Origin of the sequence: Natronomonas gomsonensis (assembly GCF_024300825.1) — an archaeon.
Classification (GTDB): domain Archaea; phylum Halobacteriota; class Halobacteria; order Halobacteriales; family Haloarculaceae; genus Natronomonas; species Natronomonas gomsonensis.
Map to the genome: position 1 here is coordinate 3,254,242 of NZ_CP101323.1, position 20,651 is coordinate 3,274,892.

The following is a 20,651-nucleotide window of genomic DNA, read 5'->3' on the forward strand; positions in this document are numbered from 1 at the left end:
GCCCCGCTTCTTCGAGGAGTCACTAAAATGGCGACGATTCATCACGGCGATGACAGGCCGCCGAACCGGCGGCCGTTTCGTGGGTCTCGGGTTCGCGACGCTCACACACCGTGGTGAACGACGTTTCCAACTGCTCCAGCGCGGCCTCCTCGTCACCGGCGAGCAGGGCGTCGAGCGCCGCCGAAAGTGCCCCTTCGGCATCGTCGTCGGGAAGTGAGACGGGAACGCCGTATCGCTCCCGGAGCACCGCCCGAAGTCGTTCGTCGTCGCCGTCATCCAGTCGGTTTCGGAGCCGTTGGATGTCGACGTCGTCTGCGGTGACGGCGAGTCGCAAGTCCAGTACTGCCCGGAACGTCTCGGCGTCGATGTCGTACTCCTCGGGCGGGATGACCACTGGACAGCGGGTGTGGAACCGACAACCGGACGGAGGGTCGGCGGGGTCCGGAACGTCGCCACCGAGCGGTTTCGTCCCGCCGCGCTCGTCGGGGTCGAGCGTCGGCACGGCATCGACCAGCGCCTGCGTGTAGGGATGCTGTGGGTCCTCGAAGACGGCGTCGACCGGCCCCCGTTCGACGATTTCACCGAGATACATGACGGCGACACGGTCACAGAACCGACGGACTGTGCGGATGTCGTGGCTGATAAAGAGGATGGCGAGGTCGTGGCGGGCCTGCAACGTTTCGAGCAACGAGAGGATTCGCGTCTGGACGCGCTCGTCGAGGGCGCTCGTGGGTTCGTCGGCGACAAGCAGGTCGGGGTCGAAGACGAGCGCCCGTGCGAGCGCGAGGCGCTGCTTCTGCCCGCCGGAGAACTCGTGGGGGTAGCGGTCGGCCGTCTCGGGGTCGATGCCGACCCGTTCGAGGCGGTCGGCGACGAGTTCCTCGCGGCGCTCGGCGTCGCTCACGCCGTGGATGTCTATCGGCTCCGCGACGGATTCGCCGACCGGAATCCGGGGATTGAACGCCTCGTCGGGGTTCTGCAACAGCAACTGTGCGCGGCGGCGGAACCGGCTCAACTCGGCGTCGTCGAACGACCCCACCGACTCCCCGTCGAAACGGACCTCGCCGCCGGTGGGCGAGTCGAGGTGCAGTAGCGACCGCGCGGCGGTCGATTTCCCACACCCCGACTCGCCGACGAGCGCGAGCGTCTCGCCGCGCCGCAACTCGAGGTCGATGCCGTCGACGGCCTTGACGTGGCCGACCGTCCGGCGAAGGAACCCGCGTTTGACCGGATAGTGTTTTTTCAGGTCCCGAACCGACAACAGGGGGTCGCCGCCGCTCACGACCCTCCCCCTCCACCGAGCGTCGCGATGTCGTAGTCGGGGCCGTAGAAGACGCAGGCGACTTCGTGGCCCGCGTCGCCGTTGGCGGCGTGGAACGCAGGATAGCCGTCCGCACAGTCGGGGACTGCGTGAGGGCACTCCGACCGGAACGGACAGCCGCCGTCGGCGGGTGTCGGGCGGTCGTCGGTGCCCTCGGCGACTCCCCGAAGCGACCGGAACAGAAGCCGGGTGTAGGGGTGGGCCGGCCGGTCGAACAGCGCCCCGACGCCGCCGCGTTCCATCACGCGACCGCCGTAGAGGACGACCACTCGGTCGGCCAACTCCGCGACGACGCCGAGGTCGTGAGTGACGAGCAACACGGCGAGGTCGCGGGCAGAACTCAACTCCCGGAGGAGTTCCAGCAGGCCAGCCTGTAGCGTCACGTCCAGCGCCGTCGTCGGTTCGTCGGCTACGAGCAGGTCCGGGTCGGCAGCCAGCGCCACGGCGATGGCGACCCGCTGTCGCATCCCTCCGGAGAGTTGGTGTGGATAGGCGTCGATGCGCTCCGCCGGGGCGGCGATACCCACGTCTTCGAGCAGCGAAATGGCGCGGGCTCTCGCCTCGCTCCGGGAGGCGTCGTCGTGGAGGCGTATCGCCTCGATTATCTGGTCGCCGACGGAGTAGACGGGGTCGAGACTCGTCCCCGGTTGCTGGAAGACGTGGGCGATTCGGCCCCCGCGGACCGACCGGAGTGTCCGGTCGTCGCAGTCGGTCAACTCCCGGCCGTCGAAGTGGACCGACCCCGCGACCGCTGCGCCGTCTGCGATTCGGGTCAGCGCCTCACAGGCGGCCGTCTTCCCCGACCCCGTCTCGCCGACGAGACAGACGACTTCGCCGCGGTCGACGGTGAAGTCGACGCCGTCGACGGCCTTGACGGTCCCCTCGTCGGTCGGAAACTCCACCCGGAGTCCCTCGACCGACAACAGCGTCATCGGCCACCTCGTGGGTCGAGGGCGTCTCTGAGCCCGTCGCCGAGTACTTTACACGAGACGGCCATCGCCGCGAGGGCGACGACCGCGGGCGGTGAAACCCACCAGTGTCGGGCAGCGACGACGGTTCGTCCCCAAGACAGCAGGTCGGGGTTCGTCAGGTCGAGAAAGGCGATAGCCGCCTCGGTCAACACGAGTATCGGGACGAGGTGGGCCGCCACCGTGACGACGGCGTTGGAGACGTTCGGTAGGTGGTGACGGCGGAGGAGATGTCCGGTGTCCGCACCGAGGTTCCGGGCGGCCAGTACGTACCCGAACTCGCGGCGTTGACGCGTTTCGCTGCGTATCAGTCTGGCGGCGCTACCCCAACTGAACAGCCCGAAGAGGACGACGAACAGCGCGAGGCTACGACTCGAAAGGCTCACGATGAGGACGTAGACGATGATGGCGGGGACCGTCTGCTGGGCGTCGATGCCGGTCACGGCGACTTTGTCGACCCAGCCGCCGCGGTAGCCGGCGAGAAGCCCCACGACGGTAGCCAGCGGGACGACGAGCAAGGCCGCGACGAACGTGATAAGTGTCGCGATGCGAGCGCCCGCGACCGTTAGGGCGAGGATGTCTCGACCGAAGCGGTCGGTCCCGAGCGGAAACCGGAGCGAGCCGTGACATTGCCCGTCGACGACGACGCCGGCACACGAGGGAACCGCGACGGTCGGCCGGTCGAAGAACAGCGGCGGTTGGGTGGCATACAGGAGGTTATGGGAGACCGGGCGAACGAACGGCCCGAACAATCCCACGACGACGATGGCGGTGAACACACACAGAGCGAGGACCGAACCGGTGTCGGTCCGGAACCGTCGCCAGACGCGAGCGGCGTCCTCGCGCCGTCGGAGGGTCGCGACGACGAGTGCCGCAAAGACGGGCAGGGAGAGCAAGAACAGCCACTCCAGAAACGAGACGTTCCACTGGCCGACGAGGTAGACGTGAGCGACGTAGTGGTCGTACAGATACAACACGAGGACGGCCGCGACACCGACGAGAAGCGTCGTGATTGCCGGCGACGGTGAGTCAAACCCGGACCGTTCGTCTGACCAATCGATTCTCGGTAACTCTTCCGGCGGCATGGAGGGCAGGGACAACGGAAATGTCCGATGCCATTTGATAAAACTTTATGTTCTGAGGGAAGTTGCCACGCCACATGCCCTCCCGGCAACGAATCACCCGCCGACCGGTGAGAGTCCCATGAGCGTCCCTCGGCTCGTCGCTCGACGGCTCGTCCTCTCGGTTGTCATCGTGTGGCTGGTTCTCTCGTTGATGTTTCTCCTGATTACCGTTGCCCCGGATTCTCGACTCGGCGGTATCCTCGGTGCCGCCGCCTACGGCGGGGCCAACGTCACGGAACTGCAGACTATCGAACAGCAGTATCTCGAAACGTACGGCTTCGACCGACCGATAGAGGTGCGGTACGTCGACTGGATGACCAGCATTCCGACGTTTCAGTGGGGCGAGTCGTTCGTCTCGGGGGAGCCGGTTCGTGGGATTGTCGCCGACCGTCTGTCGCGGACGCTCCAGTACGTCCTCCCGGCGACGGTGCTGGCGACCGTCGGCGGCGTCGCCATCGGGGTCTACGGTTCGTTGCGGCCGCGGTCCAGCGGCGACCGGGTCGGTCGTCTGGCTGCCTACGTCGCGCTCGCGGTACCGAACTTCTATCTCGCCTATCTACTGGTCGTTTGGTTCGGGGACCTCACGCTACTGACCGACAGTGGGTGGGTTCCCGACGACCTCTGGACCGGCTACGTCTTCCCGACCGTACTGCTGTCGACGACGCTCGCGGGAGCGCTCGTCAGTTACACACGCGCGAGCGCGAACGAGTACGTCGACACGGCGTTCGTGAAGTTGGTTCGTGCGAAGGGTGGCTCCGAGTGGCGCGTCGCCGCCCACGTCCTGAAGAACGCCGCACCGCCGCTGTTTGCGCTGCTGTTCGCCGAATTGCTGGCGGCGCTTCTCGTCGCCGTCTTCGTCGTCGAGTCGGTGTTCGGTATCGACGGCTTCGGGTCGCTCGTGCTCACATCGGTGTACGACAGGGACGTGCCGGTTCTGTTGGCGATAACGTACGTCGTCGTGCTGGTCGGGGTCTTCGGAAACATCTTACAGGACGTCGTCTCGGCGACGCTGGACCCCCGAACCGAGTCGTGATTACTGGACCAGCGTCGACAGTACCTTCCCTTCGACCTTCCGGAGGTGTTCGCCGACGGTGCCCGCCGAGACGCCCACCTCGCCGGCGATGTCCTCGTGGGTCGCGTTGCGCGGCACCTCGTAGTACCCCATCTCGACGGCGGCCTCCAGAATCTCCTGTTGTCGTTCGGTGAGCACCGAAAACAGTTGCTCGGAGTCGGGGTGGTAGTCGCCGATACCCTCAAGCGACAGGGTCAGCGAGTCCGGGATGGAGTCGACGACGCGCTGGATGGTGCCATCGTCGCCGACGAGGGTCACGCGGACGCCGCCCGTTTCCAGACAGTCGATGGGCGTCTTCAGGACGATTTCGTTGTCCTGTGTAATCGACAGCAGGCGTCGGACCGTCTCCGTGGGCTGGAAGTGGATGTACGCTAGTCCCTCGTGGTCGCCGGAGACGTCGTGGGCGATGACATCGTCCTGTTCGTCCAATATCTCGGCGACGGCATCGAGGTTCCCGCGGACGCTGTACAGCGATACGCAACTGCCGTCCGACAGGAGGTTTATCTGGTGAATCGCGTCCCGGGTGACCGTCGGGTCGCCGGCGAGTGCTTGGTCCGCCGGCTGGAGTCCCCCTCCCTCCGGCGAGATGACGACGGTCGCATAGCGCATATCCCGAGGTGCGCGTCGAGGTGCCTTAGTGTTGTGTTCACACAGCGCTTTTAAACACCCCTCGGATGGCGGGCGACACGACGATTGCTCGTTCGCCTCTCCGTGGTGGTATGACGCAGATAGAAGACGCGACCCGAGAAATGCGAATCGACCCCGACACCGTCGGCGGTGGCTACTTCAAACACGCCGTCTACAACCACTGGGACCCATACGAGGACATCGAGCAGGAACTGCTGGAGCAAGACCGAAAACGGCTCGTCGAAAACGAAGAACTCGACGAGTCGGCGTTCGGTGACTTGATGCAGACCGTCGCGCTGTTCGGCGCGGGCGAGGAGGCGGTCACCGAGGACCTCGCGCCGTTGATGCTCACGCTTTCGGACATCAACGACCAGATGTTCGTCTCCAGCCAGATTTACGAGGAGGCCAAACACACCCAGTTCTTCGACCGCTACTGGCGAGAGGTCATCCTGCCGGTCGCCGAAGAGCGCGGCTGGGAGCAGGTCGCTCCCACCGACCAGCGCTTCTTCCTCGACGGCTACATCGAGTTGTTCGACCGCACCGAGGAGGCCATGGAGACACTTCTGACCGACGACACGCCCGAAAACCGCGTGCGGGCGTACTGCCACTACCACCTCGTCGTCGAATCCGTACTGGCTCAGACCGGCTACTACGGCATCACTTCCTCGATGTCCGACAGCGGGAGCGACGACGTGGCCAAGGAGGACCTCCCACATCTCGACGGACTGGTGAAAGGAATCTCCTTCATCCGCTCCGACGAGGGGCGACACGTCGGCTTCGGGATGCAGAAGGTCCAGGCTCATCTCGCCGAGGACGGCGTCGACGAGCAAATCGTCCGCGATACGCTTCAGGAGTTGATGCCGCTCGTCGCCGAGACAGTCAGTGCGACCGACGAGGTCATCAACCCGCTGCCGCTGGTCGACTACGCCAGCGAGAAGCTCACGCGTCGCATCGAAATCATCACCGACCAGCAGGCGACGATTCCCGATGTCGAAGAGCTCGTCGCTCTCGACGACGAGCCCGCCGCAGCCGACTGATTCCGTCGGTTTCCCTCGTTTCAACGACAGAAACGGAGGTTTCGTTTCGCCTCGCCAAGGGGTGTTAGAGAATCCCACTCCCTTAAAGACTCCAAACAGTCTAGCCAGTATTAACATTATAATTCATAAGGGTTTTGTACCAGTCCCCGCTCTTCACGAGTGCACAAGATGAGTGACTCCCAGCCCCGCTTCCCGGAGACCCGTTCGGAGGAGACTGGGCTGGAGGAACTCAGGAACCAAATCCGGCGACTCGAAGGCGCTGCCGTTCGGTCCCGGTAATCTACATCCAACCATGGCACACGACAACGACGGAGAGGACAAGGTCGCAAGCCGAGTCCAGAACACCGAATCGATCGTTCGAGACGTTGACAACCCGGCCGCTCGCGAACTCCGAGAGAAGTTCGACAAGCAGGACTTCACGTTCGCACCCGGTCTCTACCACGCGCTCGACGCCCGCCTCGCCGAGATGGCCGGCCTCGACGCCGCGTACATGTCGGGCTACTCGACGGTTCTGGGCCAGTTCGGCTTCCCGGACCTCGAGATGGTCACGATGACCGAGATGGTCGAGAACGCAAAGCGCATCGTCGAAGCGACGAACCTGCCGGTCGTCGCCGACGCTGACACCGGCTACGGTGGCATCCACAACGTCCGCCGAGCCGTCCGCGAGTACGAGAAGGCCGGCGTCGCTGCGGTCCACATCGAGGACCAGACGACGCCCAAGCGCTGTGGCCACATCGCTGGCAAGCAGATCGTCTCCCGAGAGGACGCCAAGGCTCGCTTCAGCGCGGCTGTCGACGCCAAGCAGTCCGAGGATACCGTCATCATCGCCCGGACGGACGCCTACGGCTCCGCCAACGGCGACTGGGAAGAGCACCTCGAGCGCGGCCGCATCTACGCCGACGCCGGCGTCGACCTCGTCTGGCCCGAGATGCCCGACCCGTCCCGCGAGGACGCCGTCAACTACGCCGAGACCATCCACGAGACCCACCCCGACCTGGACCTCGCGTTCAACTACTCCAGCTCCTTCGCGTGGAGCGAGGAGGAGGACCCGCTCACGTTCCAGGAACTGGGCGACCTCGGCTACCAGTACATCTTCATCACGCTGTACGCCCTGCACTCCGGCGCACACGCGGTCTACGAGGACATGTCGAACATCGCCGAGAACGACGAGGAAGCACAGTGGGACCTCGAGGACCGCTACCTCGGCCACGAAACCGAGAGCCACCACGAGCTTTCGTTCGTCTCCCGCTTCCAGGACATCGAGGCGCAGTTCGACCCCGAGGCCAAGGAACGAATGGAGAAGTCCGCGGGCTTCACCGAGGACGAGAACGAGCCGCTCACGTCCGAGCAGGACGACGACTAAGCGCGCTCTCGACACCCGAGTTTCTTTCTTTCGACCGACGCGGAGTCCCTACTGTACCCGCCGATACGACCGTCAATAGAGCCGATTCGGCCACCTTTAATAACCGCGGAGTAATCTCTCCGAGTGACTCAGATGACTGCAATCGACAAGCGACGACACGAGCGGAAGTTCGTCCGGACGTTCTTCACGACCCCGACGGCCGTTGAGGGCGAAGACGATTCCGCGAAGATGCTCGCGAACGCCTCCCAGCTCCGCGGCATGGAAGCCCCCGACGTGTGGGTCCCGGACAACGAGGACGCGACGGCACCGAACATGCGCGACGAGGGCGCCCAGAACATCATCGACGTTGTCTCGGAGAACGGCGCCGACTTCCCCGGCGAGATTCACCCCCGCGTCGTCTGGCACCGCGATAGCCCCCAGACGCGCTATCAGGGCTTCCAGCACATGCTCGAAATCGCCGACCCCGCAAACGGCGCCGTCGACGACATCGACGGCTTCGTCATCCCGGAAGTCGGCGACATCGACGACTGGAAGAAGGCCGACGAGTTCTTCACCATCGTCGAGAACGAACACGGCCTCGAAGAGGGTAGTCTCAAGATGTCGGTCATCATCGAGAGCGGTTCGGCCGAACTCGCGATGGGCAAGCTCCGCGACGAGATGGGCAAGCCGACCAACAACCTCGAACGCATGTTCCTGCTCGTCGACGGCGAGGTCGACTACACGAAGGACATGCGCGCCATCACGCCGACCGGCGAACTGCCGGAGTGGAAGGAACTCCGCCACAACACCTCCCGCGGTGCCAGCGCCAACGGCCTCATCGCCGTCGACGGTCCCTTCGACGACATCCGAAACGTCGAGGGCTACCACGACCGCATCGAGGCGAACAACGCCATGGGGATGCTCGGCATCTGGTCGCTGACACCGGGTCAGGTCGTCGAGGCTAACCAGTCGCCGCTGCCGCCCGCCGAGGGCAGTTGGCTCATCGACGCCGACGGCCGCGAGGTCGAACTCGAAAGCGCCGACGGCGTCGAAGTCTACGAGGGCGACCGCATCAGTCTCGAAGAGACCGGTGACGGCTACACGCTGACGGTCGGCTCCGACACCTACGAACTCGACGACGAGGAGGCGCTCCACGAGGAGCTGCTCGGCCTGCTCGATTACGTCCCCAGCATGGACGACATCGTCGACTCCATGGAGGAGTTCGAGGCCGCCAAGGAAGCCGGCAAGGGCGCCATCGCGATGACCCAGTCGGCGACCGTCCGCATCGACGGCGTCGAGGTCGACGTCGCCAAGGACCGCATGTGGGACGAGGCGACGTATCAGGCACTCATGACGCCTATCGCGCTGTTCCAGGACGTCTACGAGAACCGTCCCGACCAGCACGACGACCTCGCGGAACTGTACAGCGAGGACGTCGTCGAGCGCGCCGTCGAAGTCGGTAACTGAGGACACGCGTCTCATTTCTTTCGACGCCGGGCCGACACTGCCAAGAGTCGGCGGGTCTCCCTTCTCGGTATGCGCGCCTTTCGGGTGGCCTACGACGGGACCGGCTATCGAGGGTATCAGCGCCAACCCCACGGCAACACCGTCGAAGATACGCTGTTCGAGGCGCTGTCGGAACTCGGCGTCGACTTCGAGGATGGGTCGCCGGTCGGCTACGCCGCGGCGGGTCGGACCGACGCCGGCGTCTCCGCACGCGCCCAGACGGTCGCCTTCGAGGCGCCCGAGTGGCTCCGGCCGCGGGCGCTTAACGGCGAACTGCCGGCCGACGTGCGGGCGTGGGCAGACGCCGACGTTCCGGCGTCGTTTCACGCCACACACGACGCCGTCGAGCGGACGTATCGGTACTTCCTGTACGCGCCGGACCTCGATGTCGAGCGGGCCGCCGAAGTCTGTACACAACTCTCCGGGGAACACGACTTCCACAATCTCACGCCCGACGAGACGGGCACCGAACGGGACCTCTCGGTGAGCGTCGAACGCGACGGCTCGTTTCTCGTCGTCGACTGTCGGGCCGGCGGCTTCGCCCGGGAACTCGTCCGCCGGGTGGTGTCGCTGCTCGAAGCCGTCGCGACCGGCGAGCGCGAGGCGGCGTTCCTCGAGCGGGTACTTTCGGCGGAGCGACTCTCCGGTCCCGACGGGGTCGCCCCCGCTGCCCCCGAACCGCTGGTGTTGCTCGACGTTCGCTACCGGGGCGTCGAGTTCACCGTCGACGAGGCAGCAGCCGAAAGCGTCCACGAGGTGTTCGACCGGCGGCGCCGCGAACGGTTGGCGGGCGCACGCGTCGCCGAGACGCTCGCGGGCGACCGACAGCGGGGATGACGACGGGTTTAGAAAGACACGCTTCGTAGTCGTGGCCATGAGTTCGGTTCCAGAACGGAGTGACATCGACGAGGCGTACACGTGGGACCTCACGGACCTTTTTGCCGACGACGAGGCGTGGGAGGACGCCTACGAGACGGTCGAAGAGCGACTCGAGGACCTCAGGGCCTACGAGGGCCGCGTCGCCGAGGACGCCGAAACCCTCCAAGAGATACTGGAACTTCGGGAGTCGGTGATGCGTGAGGTGTCGAACGTCGCCGCCTACGCGCGGATGCGGAAAGACGAGGATACGACGAACCAGCAGTATCAGGCGCTGTCGGCGCGGGCGCAGTCGCTGGCGGCCGACGCCTCTAGTGCGGCGAGCTTCATCGAACCCGAACTGCAGGAACTCGACCGAGCGGCGATAGACGAGTTCGTCGAGTCCAACTCCGACCTCTCGGAGTACGACCATTACTTCGACGACGTGTTGCGGATGAAACCCCACACCCGGTCGGCGGAAATCGAGGAACTGCTGGCGGATTTGAGCGAGGTGACGGGCGCGGCCGGCGACGTGTACAACATGCTGACGAACGCCGACATGGAGTTCCCCTCGGTCGATGTCGACGGCGAACCGCAGCGCATCACGCTGTCGAACTTCACGAAACTCCAGAAACACCCCGACCGGGACGTTCGCCGGCGGGTGTACGAGGCGTTCTACGACGAGTGGAGCGAGTACCGCAACTCGGTCGGGACGGCCTACAAAAACAGCGTGAAGGCCGACTCGAAACTCGCGGCAGCGCGGAACTACGACTCCGCACGGGAGGCCGCACTCGACGGCCCGAACGTCCCCGCTGAGGTGTACGACACGCTGGTCGAGACGGTGGAGTCGAACCTCGACGTGCTCCATCGACACGCCGACCTAAAACGCGACGCCCTCGGAGTCGAGGAGTTGAAGATGTGGGACCTCTACGCACCGCTCGCTGATTCCGAAAGTCCCGACCTCCCCTACGAGGAGGCCAAAGACCACGTCATCGACGCCGTCGAACCGCTCGGGGACGCCTATCAGGAACGGATGGCGGAGGGCTTGGAGTCCCGGTGGGTCGACGTCTACGAGACGGCGAACAAGCAGTCGGGAGCCTACAGCGGCGGCACCTACGACAGCCAGCCCTACATCCTGATGAACTATCAGGACGACATCGCCTCGATGTACACGCTGGCCCACGAACTCGGACACTCGATGCACTCGGAGTTGACGAGCGAGGAACAGCCCTACGTGTACTCCGGCTACGAGATTTTCGTCGCGGAGGTCGCCTCGACGGTCAACGAGGCGCTGCTCACCCACCACCTGCTGGAGACCGTCGACGACGAGACGTTCCGTCGGCACGTCATCGACGAGTACCTCGAACGGTTCCGGTCGACGCTGTTCCGACAGACGATGTTCGCCTCCTTCGAACACCGCGCTCACGAACTGAGCGAGGCCGGCGAGGCGCTGACTCCGGACCGACTCGACGGCATCTACCGCGACCTCAAGGAGGACTACTACGAACCCGCCGACGTCGACGACCATATCGCCCGCGAGTGGATGCGTATCCCGCATTTCTATCGCGCCTACTACGTCTACCAGTACGCGACGGGCATCTCGGCTGCCAACGCCATCGTCGACCGCATCCGTGAAGACGGCGAGGGGGCGGCGGCCGACTACCGCGAGTTCTTGCGGTCGGGCTCTCGCGAATATCCGCTGGAACTGCTCGAAACCGCCGGCATCGACATGTCGTCGCCGGCTCCTGTCGAGTCTGCCATCGAGACGTACGACGAGATGGTCGCCGAGTTCGAGCGACTCAGATAGCCACGGGGATTTCGACCGGTCGAAGAGAACGAATACCCCTGCAGGCGGTGTGTCAACCCCTACCGCAAGCGTCTCCCACACCCAAAGCCACTTTTAATCTCGAACGCGTAGCACCCATCAATGTCGCATAGTCCTTCGCTCCCCGACCGGCCGACGTTGGACCTCGACCCCGAGATGTCGGAGTCCGAACGGCTCTCGGCGCTTCGGGACCACTACATCGACGTCGCACGCGTCCACGACGAACTGTCGGCACAACTGGAGTCCGCACGGTCGCGGCAGTCGGAACTTCGCGAGGAGGTTTCGGCGCTCCAGGAGGAAAACGAGGCGCTGAAAACCTCCTCGCTGTACATCGCGACGGTCGAGGAACTCACCGACGACCAAGCGTTGCTCAAACAGCACGGCAACAACCAGGAAGTCCTCACGGACGTTTCGCCGCGGCTGTACGACCGCATCGAGGCCGGCGACCGCGTCGCCATCAACGACTCCTTCGCCATCCAGACGCTGTTGGACACCGAGACGGACGCCCGCGCACAGGCGATGGAGATTTCGGAGAAACCGGGCGTCGACTACGAGGACATCGGCGGTCTCGAAAGCCAGATTCAGGAGGTTCGGGAGGCAGTCGAGGACCCACTCACCAACCCCGAGAAGTTCGAATCCGTCGGCATCGAACCGCCGACCGGCGTCCTGTTGCACGGGCCACCGGGCACCGGGAAGACGATGCTGGCGAAGGCCGTCGCCAACCAGACCGACGCCACCTTCATCAAGATGGCCGGCTCCGAGTTGGTCCAGAAGTTCATCGGCGAGGGCGCACGCCTCGTCCGTGACCTCTTCGAGTTGGCCGCCGAACGCGAACCCGCCATCATCTTCATCGACGAAATCGACGCCATCGCCTCCAAACGGACGGAATCGAAGACCTCCGGCGACGCCGAGGTCCAGCGGACGATGATGCAACTGCTCTCCGAGATGGACGGCTTCGACCAGCGCGGCGATATCTCCATCATCGCGGCGACGAACCGCTTCGACATGCTCGACCGCGCTATCCTCCGTCCCGGCCGCTTCGACCGCCTCATCGAAGTGCCCGAACCGGACATCGAGGGCCGCGAACAGATTCTCCGCATCCACACCCAGCGGATGAACCTCGCAGACAGCGTCGACCTCGCGGAACTCGCCGAGGAAACGGAGGGCCTCTCGGGCGCCGAACTCGAGAGTCTCGCCACCGAGGCTGGCATGTTCGCCATTCGCGACAACCGTACCGAAGTGGTCGAGGCCGACTTCCTGGAAGCCCTCGATAAGGTTACCCGCGAGGAATCGCCCGGGAAACCCATTGCGTTCTACTGACGAACTCCTTTTTCGCCGCTCGCTTCGCTACCAGTCTATCATTCTCGTCGCGAACCAGTAGAGTCCGTAGATGCAGGCCGCGACGACGACGAGGGTGATGATGGGGCCTGCAACGTCTCGGGGGAGGCCGAGGGCCATCAGCGCCTCGGTGCCGAAAACGAGACTGATCGCGACGAGGAGAGCGGCGCCGACCAGCAGCGCCGAAAACAGCAGGCGGCCGAGTCGAGCGAGCGCGACGTTCCGTATCGCATCGAGAACCATACTGCTCGTGCTTCGCACACCGATAAAAAATTCGGGCCTGATTCGCTCGTCGAACCCGAGGAGTTGACGGTTGTTCGGGCGGTTCAGGCGAGGAAGACGTGTCGCGGTCGGCCGTCGAGGACTTCCCGGCCCCACTGGACGGTCTCACGGAAGTCCTCAGAGCGGAAGAAGGCCATGGCGTCGTCCTTCTCGCGCCACTGACTCGCGATGAACATGTCGTTCTCGTCGGTTTCGTTGACCATGAGCCGCGTCTCGAAGTGGCCCTCCATGTCGTCGAGGGCGTCGCCGACCTCCTCGAAGGTGTCGACGAACTCCTCGCGGTACTCCGGTTTGACGGTGTAGAACATCCCCATCGTGCTGAAGCCGCTTTCCTCGCCGGCGCGAGCGACGACGCCGGGCAACTCCGAGAGGAACCCGCCGGCGGTGTCGGCGGCCTCCTTGGTGTCCCAGATTGAGACGATAGCGGTTCGGTCGTCACCATGTTCATCGCCGTAGACGGCGGATTTGACGTGGGTGTCGTAGTGTTCGAACCGCTCCCGGAGGCCGTCGAGTTCCTCGCGGAGTTCCTCGGAGTCGGCCTCGGAGTACAACACCAGGGCATAGACGTCTTCGCCGTGCGGTTGTCCGGCGTAGATGTTCAATTCCTCCAGTTCCCCGCGGATGTCGTCGTCCTCGTCGGTACCGTAGGTGTCGGCCTCGTCGGCGCTGTCGGCCGATTCGTCCCCGAGGGCGGCGCCCACGCCGGGACCGGAACCGGGCAGGTCGGCGAGGAAGCCGGAGGCGGTGTTGGCGGCGCGTTCGTTGGCCCACAGCGAGACGACGGCGGTGTCCCCCGAATCGGCACGGACGGTCGTGAGGACGTGGGTGTCGTAGTGCTCGAAGTTCCCTCGGAGTCCGTCGACCTCGTCGACGAGGTCCTCCGCAGGAGTGTCGGAGTGGAACAGTAAGGCGTAGCCCGCATCAGGGTGTTCCGTCAAATCGATGCCGAAGCGGTGGACGCGACGCTGGAACTCCTCGACGTCGACTTCCTCGTGTTCGGGGCCACCGGTGTCGGGACGACCGCCGCCCGAGGAGTCCTGTTCGTCTTCGGAATCGCCCTCGGAATCGCCCGCAGTGGGCTCTTCGTCGTCGAGCGGCGCCCCGACGCCGCCGGTGACGCCCGGCAGGTCGGCGAGGAAGCCGGAGGCGGTGTTGGCGGCACGTTCGTTGGCCCACAGCGAGACGATTGCCACAGAGCCGTCGCTCGTTCGGACTTCGGTGAGGACGTGGGTGTCGTAGTGGTCGAAGTTCCCCCGGAGTTCGTCGACGGACTCTTCGAGGGTGCCGGCGTCGGCGTCGGATTCGAAGAGGAGGCCGTAGCCCGCGTCCGTTTCGGCTACGTCGACGCCGTAGGTACCGGCCCTCCGGGTGAACGTGCTGGGGGCGACGACCTCGTGGTCGGCGTCGGTCGAGGGCCGCCCGCCGCTGTCGTCCTCGTCGGTGCTGTGGTCTTCTTCGCTTTCGGCGTGCGAATTGGCGGACTCTCCGTCGGCGCTGTCGTCGGCCGGGACGGTCTCGCCGGCGAACAGCGCGCCGAGGTCGGACGACGGGAACCGACGGCCGACGTAGAATGGTCCGAACTCCGCGAACTTCGAGGAGGAGGGGTCGAACCGCATCTCGTACAGCAGGTGTTTGATGTCGGTCATGTCGTCGGCGAACAGCGTGACGCCCCACTCGTGGTCGTCGAGGCCGACGCTGCCGGTGATTATCTGGGTCACCTTGCCGGCGTACTCCCGTCCGATGTCACCGTGGGCGGACATGTACTCCTTGCGCTCCTCGAAGGGGAGGTCGTACCAGTTGTGCTCCGGACCGCGACGCTTGTCCATCGGGTAGAAACAGACGTGTTCGGCGTCCGGAATCTCCGGGTAGATGCGCTGTTTCATGTAGTTGCGCATCCCCGCGTCCTCGATGTCGTCGAGGCCGTCGGTGAGGTCCTCGTGCATGTACCCCGAAACCTCGGTGACGGAGACGTACGAGGAGGCACGTTCGGTGAATTCCGCGAGTGCCGTCGACTCGAAGCGGCGCTCGGCGCGGTCGAGGTGTTCCAGCGTCGGCCGCAGATGCAGTATCATGAGGTCGGCCTTGTGACCGACGATAGAGAAGACGGCCGACCCGCCCTCTTCGGCGTCGACCACCGCCTCGTGGTTCTGCAAGTAGTCGATGCCCTCTTCGAGCGCCCGCTGTCGGGTCCGTTCGGGTGCCTCGCGCCACGCGTCCCAGTCGATACGGCGGAGGTCGTGGAGCGCGTACCACCCTTCTTCGGTCCCCGGCGGTCGTCGTCGTACCATGGACGGACGTTCGGACGGCCGGATAATGGGGCTTTTGAGTCCGGCGAACGGCGAGCGTTCCGGAGCCGTAGTCTCCCCGACTACCTGATATAATACGTTAGATTGGTCTATAAAAGTTCTAAAAGAGTCTCAGGCGGTTTCTAAACAATTCATTTTTGCGGCTGAAACGTCGAGAACTGAGCGAACGGTGCTGAATTTATCGCAAGGCTCTGGCGTTTATATGGGGGTGGCGGACACAGAGAGAAGCGAGGAAAGTCCCTATGTCGAGCGCCACCCAATCGAACACCCCCTCCATCACGCCCGGACTCCCGCAGTTGGTGTCCGGCTGCATCGAACGACTCACCACCGGCGTCCGCGCGGCCGCGTTCTGGGCCGCCGCCCTGCTACCGCTCGTCGTCATCGCTGGGCTGGCGACGGGACTGGCCGGACAACATCCCGAAGCCCTCGCTGGTGCACTGGCACTGAACGCCGCCTGTGCGGTCGTCGGTCACGGCCACGCTCCCCAACGATGAGTACGAACGCCTCCACCCAATCGGCGTATCGCTCCCGGAAAGCGAAGCGACTCGTCGAGTACCTCCGTGCGGAGGCCGAACGCAACGACGGCGACCTCTACATCAAAGGGAAATTCATCGCCGACGACGTGGACCTCTCCCCGAAGGAAATCGGCGCGCTGTTGTCGAACCTCCAGGGGTCGGTCCACGGACTCACAATCGAGAAGTGGTCCTACACCTCCGCGACCACGTGGCGAATCTCCTCGGCCTGAATCGTTCGGCGCTCGCCGGTCCCCGTTTTTGCTTCCGTCCTACCCCAGTAGCTGCGGCACGAACAGCATCCCGAGGAGGCTGAGTATCATCGAGGCGCTGATGGCGACGGTCACCGCCGTCGCCACGGCCGGGTCCGGTTCGATCGGCAGTCGCGCTATCGTCGCCTCGACCGCCGACCGAAGGATGTGCCCGCCGTCGAGCGGATACGACGGGATGCAGTTGAAGATGCCGAGGTTCAGATTGACCCAGCCGGTCCAGAACAGCACGTTGATGAGTCCGAAGACGACGCCGGCGCTGAGCGGACCGGACACCGAATAGAAGTTCGAGATCTCGCCGTTGAACCCCGCGAAATTGTACGCGAGGTTGGGGTCGACGACGCTGGCGAACGGCAAGACGAGCACCGCAAAGGTTCGGGAGATGAACGTCGAGACAGGGTCGTCGCCCCAGCCGCTGCCCCCGAGGAGGGCGTGATACTGCGAGGCCGGGTAGGTGTCGATACCGAAGTCGTCGACGACGATGCCGCTCGTGCCCTGCTGGATGCCACCGACGCCGAGGTAACCGTATTCGCCTTGTGAATTCTCCCCAAGCGTCACCTCGTAGACGTGGCGCTCGCCGCTCCAGGGGTCGTCGCCGTCGCCGTGGTAGGCGACGACTTCGACGGTGTCGCCGGGTTCGGTCTCCTGAAGCACCGTCGAGAGCGCCTCGGGTGTCGGCGTCGGTTCGCCGGCGACGCTGTGGACGAGCATCGGCCGGTCGGGCGCTCCGCCATCGGCCCCCAATGGGTCGTCGGCGGGGACCGCACTGACGAAGACGCCGACCGGGAACTGTGTCGTCCCCTCGTCGGTGTCCAACTCGACGACCTCGTTGCCGGAGACGGCGGCTTCGAACTCCGATTGGGTGTACACCGGTTCGCCGTCGACGGCTTCGATGGTGGTCTCGGTTCCGAACGGTGCGTCGACGACCGCACGGGTGACCATCAGGCGGCGCTGGACGGTGACGGTCTCGCCGTTTCGCAACTCGACGGTCACCTCCCGATCGGCCTCGGCGAGGGCCGCGTCGAAGGATGCTTGGTCCTCGACGGGTTGGCCGTCGACGGCAGTAATCACGTCGCCGCGGTCGATACCGGGGTCGCCGGCATCGCTAGCCGGCGACCCCGGTAGCGTTCCGCCGATTGCGACACCTGGAACGACGGTAACGAGACTGGCGACGAGGCCGAACAGCAGCGCGAACGTAATCGCGGTGACGAGGAAGTTGTTCGTCACGCCGGCGGCGAACATCCGCGTCTTGCCGCCGCGGTCGGCCGACCGCTGGCTCTCTTCGTCGGGTTGGACGAAGGCACCGAGCGGGATGAACGCCAGCAGGGCGACGCCCATCGACTCGATTTCGATGTCCTCGACGCGACACAGAAGCCCGTGGCCCCCTTCGTGGACGACGAGCCCCACGAGCAGGCCGACGAGGATGTCAACGGCGGCGGCCCACGGGAGGAACTGATTGACGCCCGGGATGACGAGGGCGTCTTGGGGACGGGCGATGCGGGCGGCTTCGGGTGAGGTTATCGCACTGAACGCCGAGAACAGCACGGCGACGAACGACCCGACCATGATGACGACGGCGATGCCGACGCCGAGGTTGCCCCACGCGCGCCAGAATCGCTTGGGTTTGGCGAGCCACTCGAGGGCGGCCCGCCCGCGTTTCGTGTGGATGGTGAGAATCGGCCCCGACACCCGGAACGACGACGGCAACACTCCGCGGGCGTTCAGCGCCATCGCTACCGAGGTGTAGATGAGAACCCCGACCAGTATCCACAGCAGCGTGTTCATTACAGTTCCGTAGGGGCTCCGTGGTTCAAAAACCCGACCTTTCGGACACTCGTAAGGCGGTCCCACCGTTCGTGTCGAGGTCGGCTAGGCTTCCCGGCGGAGCCGTCGCGTCACGAACTCCTCGTCCATCGGCGCGAGGAACGGTCCGAGACGTGGCCCCTGTGATTCGTCGAGGAACAGCCGGTAGCCGGCCTCGAAGAAGTCTCCGACGGCAACGTCGTTTCGCTTTGCGGTTTCGTAAATCTCCCCCTGTAGCGAATCCGCGTCGGGGGATTCCGCCTCGATGAAGTCGGCGAGGTCGTCGAGTGCGGCCCCGACGCCGCCGTCGAACTCGACCTCGGGGAGGTCCTCGGCCAGTCGGTAGTTGAACTCGTTGTCGGTGCGTTCGGCCCACGCACGGGCTTTCTCGACGCGTGCGAGTGCGGCTTCGAGTTCGGCGTCGGTGGCGTCGGCCGGCAGATGTCCCGACCGGCGGGCCATCTGAACCCGGAGGTCGCGGTTGTCCGTCATCCCGAGGACGGCCGCGAACGTGTAGGGGATGCGGACGGGCGGGGTTTCGCCAACCTCGTCGACGACCATCGGGTAGGCGCGGTCGGCGCGTTCCCGTTCGTCCTCGTCTGCGTCGTCGGTGGTGCCGTAGTAGACGCGCTCGAAGCGGTCGAACTCCTCGACAAGTCGGTCGATATTGTCGACGTTGAAGTCACGCTGTTTCTTCGGGTTCTTCGTGAAGAAGTAGCGCAACACCGGCACCTCAAGCAGTTCGAGCACCTCCTCGACGGTGATGATGTTGCCGGCCGACGACGATAGCGCGTCGCCGTTCAGCGTGAACCACTCGTACACCATCGGAACGGGCGGCTCGAATTCGAACACCTCGCGAGCGACGGTCTCCCCGGAGGGCCACGACCCCTCGGCGTGGTCCTTCCCGAACGGCTCGAAATCCACTCCCAGCGTGAGCCACTGGGCGGGCCACTCGAAGCGCCACGGGAGTTTCCCCTCCCGGAAGGTGGCCGTTCCCTCGTGGCCACAGCCCTCTATCGTGTCGTCGCCGGCCTGTACGTCTTCACAGACGTAGTCGACGGTTTCGGCTTCGAGGTCGATTCCGGTGATTGTCTCGGTGAGGTTGCCACACTCCGAACACTGCGCGAAGAAGGGGACGTAGGAGTCGTCGACCTTGTCCTGGAACTCGCCCAACACCTCGCGTGCCCGGTCGCGGTGTTCGAGGACGTGCCGGACGGCGTCGTCGAACTCGCCCGATTCGTAGAGGTCGGTGTTGGAGACCACGTCGATGGGGACGCCGACGGCCTCGGCGGAGCGGGAGAGGAGTTCGGTGAAGTGGGCGCCGTAGGAGTCACAGCAGCCGAAGGGGTCGGGGATGTCGGTGTAGGGCTTTCCGAGGTTGCGGCCGAGTGCGCCGGCGTCGACCTCGCCCAGTCCGACGACGTTCCACTCGAGGTCCGCGAGCTTTCGGGGGAGTTTCCGGAGGCGGTCCTTGTCGTCGGTGGTGAACACCTGCCGGACCTCGTGGCCGCGTTCCCGGAGGGCCTCGGCGACGAAGTACCCGCGCATGATTTCGTTGAAGTGGCCGAGATGTGGGACGCCGGAGGGAGAGACGCCACCTTTGACGATGATGGGCTCTTCGGGGTCGCGGGCCTCTATCTCGTCGGCGACTGCGTCGGCCCAGAAGGCCCGCTGTCGGCCGGTTCCGATGTCGTAGAGGTCACTCATTCGGGACGACCTCGGTGCCGTCGAAGGCGTCACCGGCGACGGCGTCGGCGATTCGGTCGGGGTCGGTTCCGTCGAGAACGACGGCTCTGAGCCCCGAACGCTCGATGATTTTCGCGGCGAGTAAGTCGACCGGCGCGTTCGACCCGGCGGCGGTCTCGATACTGGAGATGACGTCGACGAGTTCGCTTGCAGTCAGGCGGTCGTAGCGTTCGGCGTCGTCGACCTCCTTCGGGTCAGCCGAGAAGACGCCCGGAACGCTCGTCGCGTAGATGAGCAGGTCGGCGTCCACCATCTCCGCCAACAGCGCCGAGACGGCGTCGGTCGTGTGGCCGGGAACTGTCCCGCCCATGACCGCGACTTCGCCGCGTCGAAGGGAGGCGCGGGCGGCTTCGTGGGATTCGGCGGGTTCGGGAGTCGCCGAACTGTCGAGGGCCGTGACGAGCAGTCGCGCGTTCAACCGGGTCACGTCGATGCCGAGGGCGTCGAGGTCGTACTCCGAGGCTCCGAGTTCGCGGGCGGTACCGATGTAGCGCCGTGCGACGCCCCCACCGCCGACGACGGTTGCGACCTCGTGTCCGTCCTCGACGAGCCCGTCGATGACGGTGGCGTGGCCTCGGACCCGCTCGGGGTCGAGGTCGGGTGCGAGTACGCTCCCGCCGATAGAAACGACGATTCTCATTAGGTTCGGGTTGCCGTGTTTCGGTCTTAAGGGTTGTCAACATCTCCGACACCTACAAGCCCCAGCGGTCGAAGGAAC

Annotated in this window: 18 protein-coding genes; 9 read left to right on the top strand and 9 right to left on the bottom strand. The window is 65.1% G+C overall.

Going from position 1 to position 20,651, the window contains the following annotated elements:
- Positions 1-22 precede the first annotated feature (22 nt).
- From NMP98_RS17240 to NMP98_RS17250, 3 genes are read right to left on the bottom strand one after another with little or no spacing between them, the layout of a single operon-like run.
- Entirely contained in the window at positions 23-1,282 is a 1,260-nt protein-coding gene (locus tag NMP98_RS17240) for an ABC transporter ATP-binding protein (protein ID WP_254859088.1), read from the bottom strand.
- A complete protein-coding gene (locus tag NMP98_RS17245) occupies positions 1,279-2,253 on the bottom strand; it encodes an ABC transporter ATP-binding protein (protein ID WP_254859089.1) in 975 nt (324 codons plus the stop codon). The genes NMP98_RS17240 and NMP98_RS17245 overlap by 4 nt, the downstream gene beginning before the upstream one ends.
- Positions 2,250-3,389 carry an ABC transporter permease gene (locus NMP98_RS17250; protein ID WP_254859090.1) on the bottom strand — a complete coding sequence of 380 codons (1,140 nt, stop codon included), beginning with the start codon at positions 3,387-3,389 and terminating at the stop codon, positions 2,250-2,252. The genes NMP98_RS17245 and NMP98_RS17250 overlap by 4 nt, the downstream gene beginning before the upstream one ends.
- A 103-nt stretch (positions 3,390-3,492) precedes the next feature.
- Here NMP98_RS17250 and NMP98_RS17255 point away from each other — a divergent pair, with 103 nt between their 5' ends.
- Positions 3,493-4,446: an ABC transporter permease gene (locus NMP98_RS17255; RefSeq protein WP_254859091.1), complete on the top strand. Its 954-nt coding sequence runs from the start codon at positions 3,493-3,495 to the stop codon at positions 4,444-4,446.
- Here the strand turns inward: NMP98_RS17255 and NMP98_RS17260 are convergent, their stop codons facing one another.
- Positions 4,447-5,094, bottom strand: a complete 648-nt coding sequence (locus NMP98_RS17260; protein WP_254859092.1) for a helix-turn-helix domain-containing protein — start codon at positions 5,092-5,094, stop codon at positions 4,447-4,449.
- A 110-nt stretch (positions 5,095-5,204) separates the two neighbouring features.
- Between NMP98_RS17260 and NMP98_RS17265 the strand changes: the two genes are divergently transcribed.
- The 6 genes from NMP98_RS17265 (at position 5,205) to pan2 (ending at position 12,997) form a co-directional block, all read left to right on the top strand.
- Positions 5,205-6,149 carry a ferritin family protein gene (locus NMP98_RS17265; protein WP_254859093.1) on the top strand — a complete coding sequence of 315 codons (945 nt, stop codon included), beginning with the start codon at positions 5,205-5,207 and terminating at the stop codon, positions 6,147-6,149.
- Between the two features lie 292 nt (positions 6,150-6,441).
- Positions 6,442-7,512: an isocitrate lyase gene (gene aceA / locus NMP98_RS17270; RefSeq protein ID WP_254859094.1), complete on the top strand. Its 1,071-nt coding sequence runs from the start codon at positions 6,442-6,444 to the stop codon at positions 7,510-7,512.
- Positions 7,513-7,653: 141 nt separating this feature from the next.
- Positions 7,654-8,958: a malate synthase AceB gene (aceB, locus tag NMP98_RS17275; RefSeq protein ID WP_254861339.1), complete on the top strand. Its 1,305-nt coding sequence runs from the start codon at positions 7,654-7,656 to the stop codon at positions 8,956-8,958.
- Positions 8,959-9,027: 69 nt separating this feature from the next.
- Positions 9,028-9,834: a tRNA pseudouridine(38-40) synthase TruA gene (truA, locus tag NMP98_RS17280; RefSeq protein ID WP_254859095.1), complete on the top strand. Its 807-nt coding sequence runs from the start codon at positions 9,028-9,030 to the stop codon at positions 9,832-9,834.
- A 37-nt stretch (positions 9,835-9,871) separates the two neighbouring features.
- Positions 9,872-11,659: an oligoendopeptidase F gene (pepF, locus tag NMP98_RS17285; protein WP_254859096.1), complete on the top strand. Its 1,788-nt coding sequence runs from the start codon at positions 9,872-9,874 to the stop codon at positions 11,657-11,659.
- Between the two features lie 120 nt (positions 11,660-11,779).
- Positions 11,780-12,997, top strand: a complete 1,218-nt coding sequence (gene pan2 / locus NMP98_RS17290; RefSeq protein WP_254859097.1) for a proteasome-activating nucleotidase Pan2 — start codon at positions 11,780-11,782, stop codon at positions 12,995-12,997.
- A 27-nt stretch (positions 12,998-13,024) separates the two neighbouring features.
- On the opposite strand, the gene NMP98_RS17295 is transcribed toward pan2, so the two are convergent.
- Both NMP98_RS17295 and NMP98_RS17300 read right to left on the bottom strand, forming a co-directional pair.
- A complete protein-coding gene (locus NMP98_RS17295; protein ID WP_254859098.1) occupies positions 13,025-13,258 on the bottom strand; it encodes a hypothetical protein in 234 nt (77 codons plus the stop codon).
- Positions 13,259-13,341: 83 nt separating this feature from the next.
- Complete coding sequence (locus tag NMP98_RS17300) at positions 13,342-15,585, bottom strand: heme-binding protein (RefSeq protein WP_254859099.1); 2,244 nt, start codon at positions 15,583-15,585, stop codon at positions 13,342-13,344.
- Positions 15,586-15,845: 260 nt separating this feature from the next.
- On the opposite strand from NMP98_RS17300, the gene NMP98_RS17305 reads away from it, so the two are divergent.
- Both NMP98_RS17305 and NMP98_RS17310 read left to right on the top strand, forming a co-directional pair.
- Positions 15,846-16,097, top strand: coding sequence for a DUF8028 family protein (locus NMP98_RS17305; protein ID WP_254859100.1), 252 nt, complete (start codon positions 15,846-15,848; stop codon positions 16,095-16,097).
- Positions 16,094-16,348: a DUF7123 family protein gene (locus tag NMP98_RS17310; RefSeq protein WP_254859101.1), complete on the top strand. Its 255-nt coding sequence runs from the start codon at positions 16,094-16,096 to the stop codon at positions 16,346-16,348. The genes NMP98_RS17305 and NMP98_RS17310 overlap by 4 nt, the downstream gene beginning before the upstream one ends.
- A gap of 39 nt (positions 16,349-16,387) precedes the next feature.
- On the opposite strand, the gene NMP98_RS17315 is transcribed toward NMP98_RS17310, so the two are convergent.
- The 3 genes from NMP98_RS17315 to pyrH all read right to left on the bottom strand — a co-directional run bounded on the left by NMP98_RS17315 (position 16,388) and on the right by pyrH (position 20,573).
- A complete protein-coding gene (locus tag NMP98_RS17315) occupies positions 16,388-18,169 on the bottom strand; it encodes a site-2 protease family protein (RefSeq protein ID WP_254859102.1) in 1,782 nt (593 codons plus the stop codon).
- Positions 18,170-18,253: 84 nt separating this feature from the next.
- Entirely contained in the window at positions 18,254-19,894 is a 1,641-nt protein-coding gene (gene lysS, locus NMP98_RS17320; protein WP_254859103.1) for a lysine--tRNA ligase, read from the bottom strand.
- Positions 19,887-20,573 (bottom strand): UMP kinase, encoded by a 687-nt coding sequence (gene pyrH / locus NMP98_RS17325; RefSeq protein WP_254859104.1) that lies wholly within the window; start codon positions 20,571-20,573, stop codon positions 19,887-19,889. The genes lysS and pyrH overlap by 8 nt, the downstream gene beginning before the upstream one ends.
- Positions 20,574-20,651 lie beyond the last annotated feature (78 nt).